Genomic DNA, 16195 nt, shown 5'->3' with positions numbered 1-16195 from the left:
GCTCTTAGATTCCGGTGATGTTGAAGCCGCAATCCACGTAGGTGATCTCGCCCGTAATGCCGCTGGCGAGGTCGCTGGAGAGGAACAACGCTGTGTTGCCTACCTCGGCTTGTTCAACGTTGCGATGCAGAGGAGCACGCTGGGTAACGGCGTCCAGGATGGTGTTGAAGTCGCCGATGCCGCGTGCGGCCAGGGTTTTGATCGGGCCGGCGGAGACGGCGTTTACGCGGATGCCCTTGTTGCCGAGTGAGGCGGCGAGGTAGCGTACCGTGGCTTCGAGCGCGGCCTTGGCGACGCCCATTACGTTGTAGTTCGGGAAGACCTTCTCGCTGCCGTAGTAGGTGAGCGTCAGGATCGAGCCGCCTTCGGTCATCAGCGGGGCTGCGCTGCGCGCGATGGCGATCAGGGAGTAGACGCTGACATCGTGTGCGATGCGGAAGTCTTCGCGCTTGGTCTCGAGGAAGTCGTTCTTGATGGCGTCCGCGGGGGCGAAGGCTACCGAGTGGATGACGGTGTGGATGGCCGGGAAGGCGGCTTTGATCTCTGCAAAGGCGTTGTCGATCTCTTCATCCCGCGAGACATCGCACTGGATGGTGCGGCCGGTGCCGGTCTGGCCGAGGCTCTCGATCAGCTCGTCGGCTTCCTTCTTCAACCGCTCCGACTGGTAGCCCAGAACGAGGGTGGCTCCGGCGGCGGCGAGCTTTTCGGCGATGGCATAGGCGATGCTGCGTTTGTTGGCGAGGCCGAAGACGACGGCCACTTTACCCTTCATGTCGATCATGTATTGCTAACTCCTTGATGAACTTATCCGACGCTAAGGATAGCAGTTTGGCGGACTGAGAGCAGCGTTCGGAGTCTGCTGCAGGAGGAGGGGAGGCTCCTCCTGCCTGTTACCTTGAGCCGTACACCGAGCGGTAAACAAGCTGCAAGTGCTTGAACACAGGGAATTTGCCTGTTGATGAAAAAAAGAGCCATAAAAGGGAGCGAAAAGATTGCGCTGATGCGGGCCGTTCTTCCAGTGTGTGCGGCGTGGTTGAAGTCCCCACCACATGCTTACGGAGATAGACAAAAATGAAATGTCCGAAGATTTTCGTGACCCTGGCGCTGGCCTGCGCCAGCCTCGCCGTTCTGATGACGCCCGCTCATGCGGCGATCAATAGTATGAGCCTCGGTGCAAGCTATAACTCGTCCCAGACTGACATTACCTTTCGCGTCTACTCCTCTCAGGCTACCCGCATGGTGCTCTATCTTTATTCCGCTGGGTACGGGGTCCAGGAGTCCGCTACCTATGTTCTAAGCGTGGCAGGCAGTGGCGTCTGGGCGGTGACGGTACCGGTCTCCGCGATTCAGTCCGCCGGGATTACCGGGACGGTCTATTACGGCTATCGCGCCTGGGGACCGAACTGGCCCTACAGTACGAGCTGGACGAAAGGGTCTTCGGCGGGTTTTGTATCGGATGTCGATGCGAACGGCAACCGCTTCAATCCGAATAAGCTGCTGCTGGACCCCTATGCGCTGGAGATCAGCCAGGACCCGCTCAATGCTTCGAACCAGAACGGCAATATCTTCGCGTCGGGATCTTTGTACCGGACGATGGATAGCGGAACCTATGCTTCCAAGGGCGTTGTGTTGGCGGCCAGCGGACAGAGCACCGGCACCAAGCCGACGCGTGCGCAGAAGGACGATGTCCTCTATGAGGTGAATGTCCGGGGACTGACCAAGCAGGACCCCAGCATCGCGACGGCTTACCAGGGCACCTATTATGGCGCCGGGCTCAAGGCGAGCTATCTGGCGAGCCTTGGTGTTACCGCGGTTGAGTTTCTGCCTGTGCAGGAGACGCAGAATGACGAGAATGATGTCGTTCCGAACTCGGATGTAGACCAGAACTACTGGGGATATTCGACTGAGGACTTCTTTGCTCCGGATCGTCGCTATGCCTACAACAAGGCTCCGGGCGGACCGACTGCCGAGTTTCAGGCGATGGTGCAGACCTTCCACAATGCGGGCATCAAGGTGTACATGGATGTGGTCTACAACCACACGGCTGAAGGTGGCACCTGGAGCAACACGGACCCAACCACCGCGACGATTCTTTCCTGGCGTGGACTGGATAACACGACCTACTACGAGCTCAGCGCGGGCAATCAGTTTTACTACGACAACACTGGAGTTGGCGGCAATTACAACACCTACAACACCGTGGCTCAGAACCTGATCGTCGATTCGCTGGCCTACTGGACGAACACGATGGGCGTGGACGGCTTCCGCTTCGACCTTGCTTCGGTTCTGGCCAATAGCTGTCTGAATGGGGCTGCCGAAGCTGCGGCTCCGAACTGCCCGAGTGGAGGCTATAACTTCGACGCGCAGGACTCGAACGTCGCGGTCAATCGCATTCTGCGGGAGTTGACGGTGCGCCCGGCGGCGGGAGGCAGTGGCGTCGATCTCTTTGCCGAGCCCTGGGCGATCGGAGGCAACTCTTATCAGCTTGGGGGCTTTCCAGTGGGTTGGTCGGAGTGGAATGGAGTATTCAGGGATAGTATGCGTCAGGCACAGAACGAGCTTGGCAATATGACGATCTCCATCGGTCAGGATGCGAATGACTTTTCGGGCTCTTCCAACTTGTTTCAGGCCAGCGGCCGTGCGCCCTGGAACTCTACAAATTTTATTGATATCCACGATGGCTTGACGCTGAAGGATGTCTACTCCTGCAACGGCTCCAGCAATAGCCAGGCGTGGCCCTACGGGCCATCCGATGGCGGCACCAGCACGAACTACAGTTGGGACCAGGGAGGGGCGGCGGCAGATCAACGCCGTGCTGCGCGCACGGGTATGGCGTTCGAGATGTTATCGGCTGGAACGCCGCTGATGCAGGGCGGCGATGAGTATCTGCGGACGCTGCAGTGCAATAACAATGCCTATAATCTCGACTCGCCCGCTAATTGGCTGAACTATAGCTGGAGCAGCGACCAGTCGAACTTCTACAACTTTGCGCAGAGGAGTATTGCGTTTCGCAAGGCGCATCCGGCGTTGCGGCCGGCGACCTGGTACAGCTCCAGCCAGCTTGTCTGGTATGAGCCGAGCGGCGCGGTGGCTGATACGAGTTACTGGGACAACACCAGCAACAATGCGATTGCCTATACGGTCAACGGTTCTTCTTTTGGCGATGCCAACTCGATGTACATCGCCTTCAATGGGTGGTCAGGCAGCGTGAACTTCACGTTGCCTACGCCTCCCACCGGAACGAACTGGTATCGGGTGACGGATACGTGCGATTGGAACGATGGGGCGAATACGTTTGTTGCTCCGGGGAGTGAAACGCTGATTGGTGGGGGAGGGACTACGTATGGGCAGTGTGGGCAGTCGTTGTTGTTGCTGATAGCGAAGTAGGTTGGAGCGCGAAGTGCAAACCGCGACGTTTTAGCGTCGCGGGGCGGAGGGTAAGGGAGGCAACTTAAGCCCGAGCTCTCTTTCGGCTGCGGACAAAAGGCCCAGGGCTAAAGCCCAATTCTTGCCTGGCTTTTTATTCCGTAGCCTAAAGGCTACGGCTCCTCCGTCTCCCTGACGCTAAAGCGTCAGGGAATGCGCTTCGCGCTGTGTTGAAAGGGCCATCATTCTTCAATTAACTGAAAGACTTCAGGACTCTAGCTAGGCTCGGAATACTAACCGTGGACGAGCCAGTCGAACTGCTCGTCGCTGAGGGGAACCACCGATAGCCGGAACTGGCGGAACATGATGGAGCCGTGGAAGACGGAGGCGTCGCGGATCTCGGCGAGAGGCTTCTCGCGCTTCAGGCGCTTGCCTGCTTTCAGGCGAACGATGGGGATCTTGGGGTTGTCCGGGTCGGTGGTGACGGAGACGACCTTGGCTGTGCCTACCGCGGCCTTGCCGACGTTCGAGTGATAGATGATGCAATCTTCGCCGCGCTTCATGTTGCGCAGCGTGATCAGGGCTTGCGGATTCTTGATGCCGTCCCAGACGGTCTCGCCGTCGCGCAGCAGGTCGTCGAAGGAGTACTTATCGGGTTCGGATTTGAGGAGGTAGGGCATAAAGCAGAGTGTAGAGGATAGAGCGTAGAGGAATGAAATTGCGTCTAGAGCAAATCTCCTGTTACTGGGAAGTTGAATCGGGCGTGCAGTACCGTTTTTCTGGGGAAAAACGGACATAAGTGTCGTGGCTTCGCTATACATCTACAGGAGATTTGCTTTAGCCACCGAGATCGAGGTGTTGTACCTGGTCGATGGGGTGCTGGAGAAACAGGCTGCCGAGGCGTTGGAACTTTTCGACGGAGTCTGTGGCGAAACACTCGAAGCTGGCAGCGTTGGTATTGGAAGGGGCAGCGGCAGGGAAGTGCGTTTCGACCTCTGCGGCTGTGGCCTGGGCGGAGTCGATGACGACGGCGTGTGAGCCTAATTCGCGGAGCGTCGTCTCGACGAGAGAGGCCAGCAGGGGATAGTGCGTGCAGCCGAGGAGTACTGCCTTCGGAGAGCAGGTCGCGAGAGCTTCTTTGAGGTAGATGTGGAGGACATCGCGGGTGACGGGATGATCGATCCAACCCTCCTCTACCAGGGGCACCAGCAGCGGGCAGGCTTTCTCTGTGGCGCGAAGGCCGAGCGCTTCGCAGTGCTGCAGATAGGCGTGCGATTGGACTGTTGCGGTGGTGGCAAGGACGAGAACTTCCGCGCTGGGATGCTGGAGATTCGCTGCGCGCACGACGGGCTCGATCACGCCGACGACAGGAACTGCGACGGCGGCACGGATCTCGGGGAGCGCCAGCGCCGTGGCGGTGTTGCAGGCGATGACCAGGAGATCGGAGCCGCGCTCTTCAAGAAAGCGGGCGCTCTCTACAGCGTAACGGGCGATGGTGGCCTGCGACTTGGAGCCGTAGGGCAGACGTGCTGTGTCGCCGAGATAGACGTAGTGCGCGCCGGGAACGAGCGGCAGGAGTGCACGCAGGACCGTGAGGCCGCCGAAGCCGGAGTCGAAGACACCGATGATGGGAGAAGGCATAGGAGACAAGACTCAGGGTTCGGTAGTGGGTTGGGCCTGCACCGTGGTGTCCCTGGACGGATAGGTGCGCAGCAGGTCGGCATGGCCCGCGAGCGTCTCGCGCGGCTGGCCATCGACCAGGAAGCGGATCTGCTCGATCTGCGGGAGGTTGGTGTGTAGCGTGCCGATGATGGAGAGCAGGGTCAGAGATTCAACCTCAACGCCGGAGGGATGCGCGTTGACGAAGGTGCTGCGGAGGTTGATGACGGCGAGTTCGCCGCCGGGGGTCTGCGGTTGCAGCGCGTTCGGGTCGGTGGAGGCGATCAGAGCAGAGGTGTTCGCTGAATGACCGACCAGGGGCAGGGGCAGGAGAAAGACATCGTCGACGGCTGCCCCTGATTGCAGGGGGTGTGTCGAGCCGGGCAACGAGTACTCGGCGATGAGATGCTCCAGCAGAGCGCGCGCCCGCGCGGTTACTTCACCGGGCAGGGCGATGGGGCGCGTGGTCGCAGTGATGGAGCCGTCGGCATCGTTGGCGAGGTCGAGCGTGACGGACTCGGTGGTGGAGTAGGGGGCGTCGAGGGGCGTGGCGTCGGCGAGCGCGACGATACGGTCGCGGGCATGCTGCCGTTCGCCGAAGAGCAAGGCTCCCATGGCGAGGATGCAACCGACGAGGCTCCAGAAGACAATGCGCTGGTGGCGGGAGATCATGGCTGCGCTCCTGTCTCCGGGGCTGACGCGGGAGTTTGCACTGCGGGCAGCCGCTGTGGCGGCTGTGCCTGGTTCTGCCAGAAGACCAGGGCTGCCGCGATGGCCCGGGCTACCTGCTGCTGGTAGCCGTCATCTGTGAGTGTGGAGTTATCGCTGCCTTTCGGGGCGAGTTCCACGACGAGCGCGGGGCAGGCGAACGAATCGACCGGGCGCACGGAGGCGCGGCTGAAGACCAGAGGTACGTGGGCTCGGGTGAGTGCCATCCCGAGTTGCTTTTGCAGATTCTGGCTCTGCGTGACCCAGGCGGCCTGCGCGGTCAGCCACGGAGTTTCATTGACCTCATAAGGGATGGGGTCGAGCTCCGAACGGTAGAGGTGGACTCCCCGGCCTGCGGCGGTTGCGTGCAGCAGCAGGCAGGCCGCGGGATGGGCGCGGTTGGCGATCCCGGCGCGGTCGTCGAGCGTGAGCGGCGTGGGGGTGTCGGCCTGGGTGGCGGCGTCGCTGTCGCGGGTCATGACGACGGTAAAGCCGCGGGCGGCGAGCAGGGAGCGCAGCTTGAACGCGAGAGACAGCGTGATGTCCTTTTCGAGGAGGGTATCGCTGATGCGCGAGCCGCTGTCGGCGCCTCCGTGCGCCGGGTCGAGAAGGATGGTGGTGCGGTTGAACGGACTGGGAGGAAGCGGGGCCGGAGGCTTCGGGTGGTTTGGCGCTGGAGAGGCCTGCGCGGGCGAGGCCGCGGTCTGCGCCAGGCAGGGGAGTGTCGCGAGTGCCAGGAGGCAGATAACCGATTTTTGAGCGAGGTTCAAGGTTGCGGTAGCTTTCGTCAGTCCATGCTGCGATGGGTCTGATTGTATCGGGTTTGATGCGCGGGCTGAGCTCTATGGGTGCTTCGGCATTAGACTCAGGGAATGCGGGTGTTCGGCGTCGATTGCGGAACGGAGTTTACGGGCTACGGTGTCGTCGAGGTCGATGACTCGGCTCGCACGCCAAAACTGCGGTATCTGTGCGCGGGTGCGGTGAAGCTGAGCAAGAAGGACTCGACGGCGGTGCGGCTCGCGCAGGTGTACTCCGAGTTGATCGCGTTGATGCAGCTCTGGCAGCCGGAGATGGTGGCGATTGAGGAAGTCTTTTTTTCCGCCAACGCGAAGAGCGCGCTGAAGCTCGGCCAGGTGCGCGGGGTGGCCATGCTGGCTGCCGCGAACTGCGGGTTGACGGTAGCGGAGTATGCTCCGCTGTCGATCAAGAGCGCGGTTGTCGGCTATGGGCTGGCGGCCAAGGAGCAGGTGCAGTTCATGGTGGCGCGGCTGCTGGAGCTCGATGAGGCTCCGAAGCCCGCGGATGCGGCGGATGCGCTGGCGATTGCGATCTGTCATATCCATCATGCGCAGACGGCGGAGATGGTGCGGCGGTAAGAGCTCATAGGCAATTGTCTTTGCCTTTCTGGTTGTCATTCCGAGCGTAGCTGCTGTCTCCCGCTTTTTGCTTGTGCTGGCACAAACGTTGTGCGTCAACTCAAGCCAGGCGCCAGTTCTAGCCCATATTTCTGGGCGATACGGACGAAGAGCGGGAGGGAGCAGGTTCGCTCGCTACGCTCGGAATGACAACCAGAAAGGCAAAGACAAAAGCAAAAGCTGAAGCTCAGAGAGACTCGGTTGCGTTCGTTGAGAGTGCTCGATAGAGCTCGGCCATTGCTTCCAATGGAACGGCTTCAGAGCGGGCCTGCGCTGGAATGCTTGCGGGCCAGACTGACGTGAGTTGCGCGGAACTGTATCCGGCGACACGCAGGTTGTTGGCGAGTGTCTTGCGCTTTTGCGCGAAGGTGGAGCGCAGGAAGGTGTTGAAGCCTTCGGGTTCGACGCCCAGTTCCGTGAAGCGTGGAGCGAAGTCCAGGCGCAGGACGGTGGAGTAGACGTCCGGTGGCGGTGAGAAGGCGTTTGGCGGCAGCGTGAAGAGATTCGTTACGTGGGCGTGGAGCTGGGTGAAGGCGGAGAGCGCGCCGTAGTCGCTGGAGCCGGGAGCGGAGGCGATGCGTTCGGCTACCTCGCGCTGCATCATCAACACGGCGCGGGCCAGGATGCCCTTGCGCGCGGCGATGAAGAGGTGCAGCAGGATGTCCGAGGTGATGTAGTAGGGGAGGTTGCCGATGACGTCCAGGGTGCTGGGTGGGTTTGGTTGAGCAGAGAGCGATGAGGGGTTTAGCGAAGAGGGTTCTGCTTCGAGATTCGAGTTTTGAGATTCGAGTTGCGAGAGGTCGGTTTGCAGGATGTCGGCGTTGTGGATGGTGACGTGGGGGTCGTTGCGGAAACGGAAGGCCAGCTCGCGGGCAAGTGCGGGGTCGAACTCGATGCAGTGAAGGCGGGCGCAGCGCGGGGCGAGCAGATCGGTGATGGCTCCGTGGCCGGGGCCAATCTCGACGACGGTGCGGGCGCGGGTGTCGCCGAGCGATTCGGAGATGCGGAGGCAGGCGCTCTCGTCGACGAGGAAGTTCTGGCCTAGTTTGGGTTTCTTAGACATGGTTATTTGTGGCGTTGAAAGTAGAGGTGCACCGGGATGCCGCAGAGGATCACGGCGGCTCCGGCGATGGAGTTGAATGGCTGATCGATGAAGCTGAAGACCAGCAGGATGGCTGCTGCAAGGATAAATAACGCCGGAACAACAGGATAGCCTGTAACGCGATAGGGCCGCGGTGTATCGGGTTCGCGATGGCGAAAGACGAAGACTGTGGCGGCGGTGAGCGCGTAGAAAAGCCACTCGGAGAAGATCGCCAGCGAGAACAGGGCTTGAAATCTGCCGACGGCGAGCAGCAGAAGAGAGCTCAGGACAGCCTGCAACATGAGGCTGGCAGCGGGTGTACGGAAGCGCGGATGGATGGCTGCCAGGGGACTGGGGAAGAGGCCATCGCGGGCTGCGGCGAAGGGGACGCGCGCGCCTGAGAGTGAGCTTCCGACGAACGTTGCGCAGATGCTGACGGCCATTCCGATGGAGACCAGAGCGGCTCCGGCGTTACCGGCTACCAGGCGGAGAGCATCGGCTGCAGGACGGTCGGAGAGGGCGATAGCTGCGGCGGGCAGCACGTACTGAATGGCTGCGTTGGTGAGCATGTAGAGTCCACCCACGATGGCTACGCCGCCGACCAGAGCCAGTGGCAGGGAGCGTTGCGGCTGCTTTACCTCGCCGGCCATCTGCGAGACGTCGGACCAGCCGTCGTAGGCCCAGAGCGCAGCGATGAGCGCGATCATGAAGCCGCTGAAGCCTCCGCGCGCGCCGTGGAAGGTCGTTGTGTAGTTATGCCATGAGCCGTGCTGGAGGCTTGCGAAACAGAAGCCTGCGATGACGACGATCATCAGCACCTTGAGCCAGGTGAGCGCCGTCTGTACGTTTGCAGAGTTGCGGGTGCTGACGATGTTGAGTGCAGTAATCAGCCAGGTTGCGACGATGGCGAAGACCTGGCTCCAGAGCAGGTGCGCGAAGGCGGGACGTGTGAGGAATGCGAAGAGAGAGAAGGTTCCGAGCACACGCATCAGTCCGGCTGCGATCGTAGCGATCGATGCGGGTTTGGCGATGAGCGTCCATGTCCAGGTGTAGAGGAACGCGGTGAGGTCGCCGTAGGCATCGCGCAGAAAGGCGTACTCGCCGCCGACGCGGGGCTTCATGGCGGCGACTTCGGCGTAGCTCATGGCTCCGAAGAGGGAGAGCAGGCCTCCGGCGATCCACACGGTATAGACCATGCGCGAACTGCCGACGGCGGCCATCATCTCGCGCGGAACCAGGAAGATGCCCGAGCCGATGATGATGCCGACGACGATCGCCGTAGCGTGGGTGGCGGTGAGGACACGCGGGAGTTCGGTCGCCGAAGGGGCTGTTGCGGCCTCGGAGGTCATGGGTGGGAGAGTATCAGAAGGCGTGCCGCGCCCTGAAAGGACGATTAAAAATAGAACTTCATCTCTTCCCAATCAAAGGGCGGCGCGCCTGGCTTCCTGTTCCGGAGGAGATAGATATTCCTGTGCTCGAAGGGCATGGCGAGTGGGTGATCTATGCGTCCGACGATCGTGACGTCCTCGAATCTATGTGCCAGTTGCTCGGGTGTGGTGTCGCTAACGGCAATGAGCAGTTGCCCCGTGCAACCATGCGGGCCCCACATCCAGTAATTGTTATGAGGGCTGATGGCAGGGGGAAGCGTTGGCTCCTCCTGCTTGCCGAGAAAATCAATGGCTCCGGCTTCACCATAGTTGTCGCCGAAGAGGCAGACGGTCTTTTGATCCGTGGGGGAGAGGGAACGATAGGTTCGCACCACGGCATCGACCTCCTGTTGCCAGCCGAAGCGATCTGCATAGAGCTGTGGCAGCGGGCCGGTTTCGGCGCTCTCCAGTTTGTCGGCGTGGAGGTGCATCGTCGTGGTGTAACGAATCCATGTGTCGGGTGCAAGGACGGGAATCGCCATGGGCAGGATAAGAATGCCGGTGATCAGCAGTAAGGTTTCGTAGAGAGGAATGGCGAGCGGAGATCGAAAACTCCGGGATGCAAAGTAGCGCTCCCAGGCGATGCCTCCTGCTGCAAATAACGCGGGATAGATCGGCACGACGTAGTAGTCCTTGGCGTGCATGAGCATGAGCAAGGCAAAAAAGATGACTGCGGTGAAGCCGAGCCAGCGGCAGTTGGGGAGAGATCGGCTCCTTAGCAGGGCGATGAGGCCGGGAATCCAAAGGAAGACCGTGAGCGGATGCATGGTCGAGATCTGGGTTCCGAAGAAGGCGAGTGGCCCGAGGATGGGAGTCTTGTGTCCAACCTTGCCGTTGTGAAGGAACTCCAGGAGAGGCCAGTGATAGTGGGCCTGCCAGAGAACATTGGGGGCGACGATCACGAACATGAGGACGATGCCGAGCGCGGCCTGCCATGTGAAGAGGAGGCGGCGCTGCGGAGTGAAGAGCAGTCCAAGACCGAGTGAGATGAGGACGAAGACCATGGAGGGCTTGTTGAGCAAGCCGAGGCCCGCGGAGATGCCGAGCACGATCCACCAGGTACGCTGCGAATGTCCCCGCAGCATCATCACGATGGCGAGAATGCAGGTGGCCCAGAACATCGGCTCGAACGAGTTCATCGAGAGGAAGCTGTCGATAGCGAGGTAGCACGGCGCGACGAGAATGCCGAGCATCGCGAGGCCCTGGGCGGAACGCCGTCCGCCGAGCGCCCAGGTGAGCAGGCCCGTGAGAAAGACCGCGACCGCACCCGCCAGAGCCGAAAGGATGCGAATGGCAAAGAGTGAGTCCCCGAAGAGGAGCTCTCCGAGCCGGGCCTGTACTGCGACGATAGGGCCTTGATCGACATAGCCCCAGGCAAGATGCCGGCCACAGACGATGTAGTAGAACTCATCGCGGAAGTAGCTGTAGCCGAGGTGCTGTGTCCATAGCGTCAGCGCAAAATGGAGCAGCAGTTTGATGGCAGCAAAGATTGCTGCAAGGCGCAGGGCTTCACGGAATGTGGGATCGGCGGGGCGGACGATGGTTGTGTCGGTCGTTGTGTTGGTCATAGGGAGCCAGGTTTTGCTTTGGACAAGAGTACGCCAGCAAATGCCACAAAGTTCCAGTACATTGGTTTCCAGCTACGCATGACATTCTAAGGGGCAAAGACCCAGGGGAGCGAAGAGACGATGGAGTGGACGCCAGGAGGAATGAGCAGCGATATTGAGGACCGCCGGGACGATTCGGGGGGCGGCGGAGGCGGTGGTGGGTTTGGCTTTGGAGGCGGCGGTGGAGGGATCGGAATCGTCGGTTTCCTCATTCTGCTGGTGATAAGCCTGGTGACCGGCCGCAACTTCCTGGGATCATTTCTGCATGGGGGCGGTAGCGGTATGCCGCCGACACAGCAGATGCAGCCGACGCAGCCTGTGGCGCCGCAGACGCGGGCTGCAGGAGATCGCGACGCTCACCTGATCTCGTTTGTGCTCGACGATGTGCAGAAGACGTGGACGGGGATCTTCCAGAAGGAAGGGAAGCCGTATCGGCATGCGAAGCTGGTGCTCTTCCGCGGGGCAACTTATTCCGGCTGTGGCACCGCGAAGGCTGCGACCGGGCCCTTTTACTGCCCGGCGGATGAGAAGGTTTATATCGACCTCGGGTTCTGGAACGACCTGAAGCGTTTTGGCGGAAGCACGGCGGAGTTTGCGCAGTCGTATGTGATCGCGCATGAACTTGGGCATCACATTCAGAAGCTGCTGGGAACAGAGGCCAAGGTGCAGCGTCTTACGCAGCAGGAGCCGAGCCAGCGCGGACATCTTTCGGTGGACACGGAGCTGCAGGCGGACTGCTATGCGGGAGTCTGGGCGCACTCGGCGCAGCAGCGTGGGATTGTGCAGAACGGCGATATTGCCGCGGCGCTAAGTGCGGCTGCTGCTGTAGGTGATGACCATCTGCAGAAGATGAGCGGACGCGCGGTGAGCCCGGAGAGTTGGACGCATGGATCGAGCGCACAGCGAGAGAAGTGGTTCAATGCCGGGCTGAACAGTGGCGACCCGGCTAGCTGCAATACGTTCGGCGGTGGAACGGCGGAGTAGTTCAGCGGGTTGTGAGAGCGCTGTCGTAGATGGCTTTGGCGATGCGTGCGATGACGGCGTCGCGGGTGGCTTCGTCTGCGTGGGCGTCTGTGACGAAGATGGCGACGGCAAGGCGCTGGCCGTTGGGCAGCGTGATGAGGCCCAGGTCGTTGGTCGCGGGCGCGAAGCCGTTGTGTTCGCCGGAGGTTCCTGTTTTGTGTGCGACCAGCGTTCCTGCGGGCAGCAATCCCTTGATGCGGTGAGGGCCGGTTGAGGACTCAGTCATCCAGCGGTTGAGCAACACGGTGTGCTCCGCGCTGAGGGGTGAGTGGTCCGCCAGCATACGCAGGAGGGCGACCATCGCGGCGGGCTCTGCGTCGTTGCGATATTGTGCCTGGAAGTCGTCGTGCAGGCCGCGCTCGCTGTCGCGAACATGGATGGCGGGCAGGCCGAGTTTGTTCATCGACTCTTGTACTATCTGTGGGCCACCGAGGATGCGGAGCAGGATGTCGGAAGCGGTGTTGTCGGACTGTCCGACCGAGAGTTGCAGCAGGCTATGCAGGGGGACGTCAACGTTGGCCTCGGGATGCGCATCCTGCAGCGGGCTATAGGTGCCGGGGTAACGGTCCGAAGGTAGAAAACGGATGGGTTGATCGAGTGTCAGCTTGCCGCGTTCTACCTGCTGCAGGACCGCAACGGCGAGGGGTAGCTTGAAGGTCGACTGCATCGGTGGGTGGCCGTGCGGGTTCAGATTGCAATCGATGGCGATGCCGGGAAGAGAGCAGGCGACGAAGACTTGCCCGCGTGCGTCTGTGGCTATCGTTGCAAGTTGCTGGTGGAGCGGTGTCTGGGCGATGAGGGGAGTGGCAAGAGTGAAGAGAGCGAGGAGCGATAGCGGGCGCATGTCGTCAACGTACTGCAAGGATGCAAGGGAGGCCAGTAACTAGAGCGAGACGTTGCTGCGGATTTGTTGTTGAATCCGTGCCTTTGAGTAGGGATTTGGTTTGTAGGCTGATGGTAGTTTGTTTGCATCGCCTTTAATGAGGGCTAAAATGAGCATGGGAAGGACTATGGGGATGAACATTGGAATGGATGAAGCCGAAGCATCTGTTCGTGCCGATAAAGCCATAGCTACACTTCTTCAGTTCGTTGGAAACATGAAGGATGTAATAGCTTCTCGTGGTGGAACAAAGGGGTACATTCGCTGGGTACGGGGTTATGATGAATCTCCATTGTCCAACGATCAGCTGACGCAGCGGGCGGTTTATTCCCTGTTCAAAAATGAACGTTCCCTGTAGCAGTTACGAGGGCTATCTCTATTCCGGCTCTTGCTGCTCGGCTCCTCATTTTCGTGGCTAATGACCTAGTGGTAAGCGTATCGGGTACAACTGCAATATGTCTTTCGTGACCGGGGTCGCGGCTCATTAGCTGGCCGATGACTTCACACAATCCTTTTCGTAAATGCGAAGTTTGACCGGCATGTTTTGTGTTGGTAATCCCACCTTTGCATTCAGCTACTACCTGTTTCTCGTTTAGCAGCGCCGTTACATCTCCTAGCCCCGGTCGCGGAGACACCGTAAGTAGATGAAGATCGCGTTTGTAGCATCCACCATAGTTTGTTGATCCGGTAGATGAGACCATAACGAAACCTTTTGCATGCAATGTCTGCAAGAGGTCGTGCCTTTTAACATGTTCCCCATCAGGGTGAATAGTGACTTCAGAAGCGCCTTCGTCAAACAGATACATGGCGAAGGCAATCATGATCGCGGCCTCGGTGAAATGATGCTCTACACCATCATCGCAAAACTTGCTGCGCTTTTCTGGTGCATCCCGGCTATCGATGTAAATGCTTTCGTGTCGCATGATTTCCACTCTAGAGGATGTTGAGTGTAGGAAGAGATTCAGGCACTTCTTCGATGAAGTAGCGCCTGATCTTTTCTGCAGTCGCCTTATTTACGACGGAGAGCAACGTATCGGGATTCTTCTCGGCGGCCTGTTTGAGTGCGCGGACGGAGCCGAAGTGCTCCAGCAGGCGTTGGCGTGTGATCGCACCTACGCCCGGGATATCGTCGATTTCGCTGGTGCGGTCGCGCATCTGGCGGCGCTTGCGGTGATAGGTGACGGCGAAGCGGTGGCTCTCGTCGCGGATCTTCTGGATGACATGCAGCACGGGGCTGCGGCGATCCAGGACGACGGGATCGTCCTCCTGGCCGTGGACGTAGATGATCTCTTCGCGCTTGGCGATGGAGGCGAGCGGCTGCGTGGTAAGGCCGATCTCGGTGAGAGCTTCTGCGGCGGCGTGCAGTTGGCCCAGGCCGCCGTCGATGAGGATGAGGGAGGGAAGAGGCTCCTTGTTTTCGTTCAGTCGTTTATAGCGGCGATGGATGATCTCGCGCATGGAGGCGAAGTCATCGACGCCGGTGACAGTCTTGACCTGGAACTTGCGGTAGTCCGCCTTCTTCATCACGCCCTTCTCCCAGACGACCATGGAAGCGACAGTCTCCGCGCCCTGGATGTGCGAGATGTCGAAGCACTCGATGCGCTCGGGGGGCTCGGCCAGGGTGAGGGCTTCCTGCAGGGCCTCCTGCATGTTCTTGATGCTGGGCTGCAGGACGCGGAAGCGCTGGTCGTAGGACTGCTTTGCGTTCTGGCAGACGAGATCGACGAGAGAACGCTTGTCTCCGCGCTGCGGTGCGGCGATCTCGATCTTGTGCCCGGTGCGCTCGCGGAGGATCTCGGCGAGCAGGACGCGGTCCGGGAAGTCTACCGGGACGTAGATGTGCTTGGGGACGTAGCCCTGGTCGAGGTAGAGCTGTTTCAGCAGCGCCGAGAAGAAGGCGGCTGGGGAGAAGGTGCTTTGAGAGGGGCTTCCAGCAGCGAGTTGTGAGTAGCGAGTAGCGAGTGTGGGTTCGTCGCAGGCTTCGGCGACCTCGCCATGCGGCTGGTCGGCTTCAAAGGGGGAGGCGACGATTGAGTGCTCTTCGGCAATGGTGCTGTCTTCGGAGATTTCTGGTGCTGGTACAGAGGGATCGGGTTCGAGTTCGGGTTCCACGTCTTCGCCGCGGAGAGAGGCGGGAAGGTCGAGTTCGGGTAGGTCCTCCCAGAAGAGATCGCGGCGGTCGACGATCTTGCCTGCGCGCATGTGGAAGAGATTGACGGCGAGCATGTCGTTCTCGAAGTGGAAGCCGAAGACGTCGGCGTCCTCGTCGTCGGTGGAGGCGATTCGCTGGCGGTCCTGGGCCTGGCTGACGGTGATGAGCTGGTCGCGCAGCCGTGCGGCGAGCTCGAACTGCATGTTCTCGGCGGCGGCGGTCATGCGCTCGGTCAGGCGGGCTTCGAGTTCGCTGGGCTTGCCTTCGAGGAAGAGCTGCACGTCGCGAATGGCCTGCCGGTACTCTTCGGTGGAGACGAAGCCTTCGACACAGGGGCCGAGGCAGCGCTTGATGTAGTACTGCAGGCAGGCGCGCGGGTGATAACGGTTGAGATCGACCTTGCAACTCGGGATGAGGAAGCTGCGATGGATGACGTCGACGAGCCGGTGGGCGAGGTTGCCGGGAAAGTAGGGGCCGAAGTAGGCGGAGCCGTCTTTGCGGAGCTTGCGTGTGACGAAGACCTTAGGGTGGCGGTCGGTGAGCGTCAGCTTGATGTAGGGGTAGGTCTTGTCGTCGCGCAGCAGGATGTTGAAGCGTGGCTTGCGCTGCTTGATGAGGTTGTTTTCGAGTGCCAGGGCCTCGCGCTCGTTGGCGACGAGGATGTATTCGATGTCCACGGCCTCGCGCATGAGCGAGCCGGTCTTGGCGCTGGCGAGCTGGTTGGCCTCGAGGAAGTAGCTGCGCACCCGGGCGCGCAGGTTCTTCGCCTTGCCGACGTAGATGACCTCGCCTTCGGCGTTCTTGTAGAGATAGCAGCCCGCGCCGGTGGGCAGCGTCCGAATTTTTTCGAAGAGATCCATGGACTATGACAAGTTTA

General features: G+C 60.5%; 15 protein-coding genes. 4 read left to right on the top strand and 11 right to left on the bottom strand.

All coding sequences use genetic code 11. From position 1 onward, the window contains the following. Positions 1 to 4: 4 nt before the first annotated feature. Entirely contained in the window at positions 5 to 781 is a 777-nt protein-coding gene (locus HDF15_RS11875; protein ID WP_184255766.1) for an enoyl-ACP reductase, read from the bottom strand. Positions 782 to 1071: 290 nt separating this feature from the next. Here HDF15_RS11875 and HDF15_RS11870 point away from each other — a divergent pair, with 290 nt between their 5' ends. Then, on the top strand, positions 1072 to 3387 hold the full coding sequence (locus HDF15_RS11870; protein WP_184255764.1) for an isoamylase: 2316 nt from the start codon (positions 1072 to 1074) through the stop codon (positions 3385 to 3387). Positions 3388 to 3659: 272 nt separating this feature from the next. Here the strand turns inward: HDF15_RS11870 and HDF15_RS11865 are convergent, their stop codons facing one another. The 4 genes from HDF15_RS11865 to HDF15_RS11850 form a co-directional block, all read right to left on the bottom strand. Further along, a complete protein-coding gene (locus HDF15_RS11865) occupies positions 3660 to 4046 on the bottom strand; it encodes an EVE domain-containing protein (RefSeq protein ID WP_184255762.1) in 387 nt (128 codons plus the stop codon). Positions 4047 to 4203: 157 nt separating this feature from the next. Beyond that, the gene (gene murI / locus HDF15_RS11860) at positions 4204 to 5007 is read right to left on the bottom strand and encodes a glutamate racemase (RefSeq protein ID WP_184255760.1); all 804 of its coding nucleotides are present in this window, start codon (positions 5005 to 5007) and stop codon (positions 4204 to 4206) included. A 12-nt stretch (positions 5008 to 5019) separates the two neighbouring features. Then, on the bottom strand, positions 5020 to 5697 hold the full coding sequence (locus HDF15_RS11855) for a GerMN domain-containing protein (protein ID WP_184255758.1): 678 nt from the start codon (positions 5695 to 5697) through the stop codon (positions 5020 to 5022). Next, a complete protein-coding gene (locus HDF15_RS11850) occupies positions 5694 to 6503 on the bottom strand; it encodes an N-acetylmuramoyl-L-alanine amidase (protein WP_184255756.1) in 810 nt (269 codons plus the stop codon). Before HDF15_RS11850 ends, HDF15_RS11855 begins: the two co-directional genes overlap by 4 nt. Before the next feature lie 102 nt (positions 6504 to 6605). Between HDF15_RS11850 and ruvC the strand changes: the two genes are divergently transcribed. Continuing rightward, positions 6606 to 7109, top strand: a complete 504-nt coding sequence (ruvC, locus tag HDF15_RS11845; protein ID WP_184255754.1) for a crossover junction endodeoxyribonuclease RuvC — start codon at positions 6606 to 6608, stop codon at positions 7107 to 7109. A gap of 226 nt (positions 7110 to 7335) precedes the next feature. Here the strand turns inward: ruvC and rsmA are convergent, their stop codons facing one another. Genes rsmA through HDF15_RS11830 form a run of 3 tightly spaced genes read right to left on the bottom strand, consistent with a single transcriptional unit; the run spans position 7336 to position 11224 of the window. After that, positions 7336 to 8211: a 16S rRNA (adenine(1518)-N(6)/adenine(1519)-N(6))-dimethyltransferase RsmA gene (rsmA, locus tag HDF15_RS11840; RefSeq protein WP_184255752.1), complete on the bottom strand. Its 876-nt coding sequence runs from the start codon at positions 8209 to 8211 to the stop codon at positions 7336 to 7338. Between the two features lie 2 nt (positions 8212 to 8213). Next, positions 8214 to 9578: an APC family permease gene (locus HDF15_RS11835; RefSeq protein ID WP_184255750.1), complete on the bottom strand. Its 1365-nt coding sequence runs from the start codon at positions 9576 to 9578 to the stop codon at positions 8214 to 8216. A 44-nt stretch (positions 9579 to 9622) separates the two neighbouring features. Further along, a complete protein-coding gene (locus HDF15_RS11830) occupies positions 9623 to 11224 on the bottom strand; it encodes a glycosyltransferase family 39 protein (RefSeq protein ID WP_184255748.1) in 1602 nt (533 codons plus the stop codon). Positions 11225 to 11344: 120 nt separating this feature from the next. Between HDF15_RS11830 and HDF15_RS11825 the strand changes: the two genes are divergently transcribed. Further along, positions 11345 to 12247, top strand: a complete 903-nt coding sequence (locus HDF15_RS11825) for a neutral zinc metallopeptidase (RefSeq protein ID WP_184255746.1) — start codon at positions 11345 to 11347, stop codon at positions 12245 to 12247. A 1-nt stretch (position 12248) separates the two neighbouring features. Here the strand turns inward: HDF15_RS11825 and bla are convergent, their stop codons facing one another. Continuing rightward, positions 12249 to 13130: a class A beta-lactamase gene (bla, locus tag HDF15_RS11820; protein WP_184255744.1), complete on the bottom strand. Its 882-nt coding sequence runs from the start codon at positions 13128 to 13130 to the stop codon at positions 12249 to 12251. A gap of 172 nt (positions 13131 to 13302) precedes the next feature. Between bla and HDF15_RS11815 the strand changes: the two genes are divergently transcribed. Beyond that, the gene (locus HDF15_RS11815) at positions 13303 to 13524 is read left to right on the top strand and encodes a hypothetical protein (protein WP_184255742.1); all 222 of its coding nucleotides are present in this window, start codon (positions 13303 to 13305) and stop codon (positions 13522 to 13524) included. Here HDF15_RS11815 and HDF15_RS11810 read toward each other — a convergent pair. Both HDF15_RS11810 and uvrC read right to left on the bottom strand, forming a co-directional pair. Continuing rightward, positions 13502 to 14089, bottom strand: coding sequence for a hypothetical protein (locus tag HDF15_RS11810; RefSeq protein WP_184255740.1), 588 nt, complete (start codon positions 14087 to 14089; stop codon positions 13502 to 13504). The genes HDF15_RS11815 and HDF15_RS11810 overlap by 23 nt on opposite strands. 10 nt (positions 14090 to 14099) lie before the next feature. Further along, complete coding sequence (uvrC, locus tag HDF15_RS11805) at positions 14100 to 16178, bottom strand: excinuclease ABC subunit UvrC (RefSeq protein WP_184255738.1); 2079 nt, start codon at positions 16176 to 16178, stop codon at positions 14100 to 14102. Positions 16179 to 16195 lie beyond the last annotated feature (17 nt).

The sequence above is a fragment of the Granulicella mallensis genome (assembly GCF_014203225.1).
GTDB lineage: Bacteria > Acidobacteriota > Terriglobia > Terriglobales > Acidobacteriaceae > Granulicella > Granulicella mallensis_A.
Note: the sequence above shows the minus strand (reverse complement) of the source record. Positions and strands in the feature narration are given on the sequence as shown.

Bases quoted from the DNA above. Each gene is read 5' to 3' on its own strand.
- HDF15_RS11815 (WP_184255742.1), top strand. From the start codon at position 13,303: ATGAACATTGGAATGGATGAAGCCGAAGCATCTGTTCGTGCCGATAAA.
- HDF15_RS11835 (WP_184255750.1), bottom strand. From the start codon at position 9,578: ATGACCTCCGAGGCCGCAACAGCCCCTTCGGCGACCGAACTCCCGCGT.
- HDF15_RS11855 (WP_184255758.1), bottom strand. From the start codon at position 5,697: ATGATCTCCCGCCACCAGCGCATTGTCTTCTGGAGCCTCGTCGGTTGC.
- HDF15_RS11825 (WP_184255746.1), top strand. From the start codon at position 11,345: ATGGAGTGGACGCCAGGAGGAATGAGCAGCGATATTGAGGACCGCCGG.
- HDF15_RS11810 (WP_184255740.1), bottom strand. From the start codon at position 14,089: ATGCGACACGAAAGCATTTACATCGATAGCCGGGATGCACCAGAAAAG.
- ruvC (WP_184255754.1), top strand. From the start codon at position 6,606: ATGCGGGTGTTCGGCGTCGATTGCGGAACGGAGTTTACGGGCTACGGT.
- HDF15_RS11870 (WP_184255764.1), top strand. From the start codon at position 1,072: ATGAAATGTCCGAAGATTTTCGTGACCCTGGCGCTGGCCTGCGCCAGC.
- HDF15_RS11865 (WP_184255762.1), bottom strand. From the start codon at position 4,046: ATGCCCTACCTCCTCAAATCCGAACCCGATAAGTACTCCTTCGACGAC.
- HDF15_RS11830 (WP_184255748.1), bottom strand. From the start codon at position 11,224: ATGACCAACACAACGACCGACACAACCATCGTCCGCCCCGCCGATCCC.
- rsmA (WP_184255752.1), bottom strand. From the start codon at position 8,211: ATGTCTAAGAAACCCAAACTAGGCCAGAACTTCCTCGTCGACGAGAGC.
- uvrC (WP_184255738.1), bottom strand. From the start codon at position 16,178: ATGGATCTCTTCGAAAAAATTCGGACGCTGCCCACCGGCGCGGGCTGC.
- HDF15_RS11875 (WP_184255766.1), bottom strand. From the start codon at position 781: ATGATCGACATGAAGGGTAAAGTGGCCGTCGTCTTCGGCCTCGCCAAC.
- bla (WP_184255744.1), bottom strand. From the start codon at position 13,130: ATGCGCCCGCTATCGCTCCTCGCTCTCTTCACTCTTGCCACTCCCCTC.
- murI (WP_184255760.1), bottom strand. From the start codon at position 5,007: ATGCCTTCTCCCATCATCGGTGTCTTCGACTCCGGCTTCGGCGGCCTC.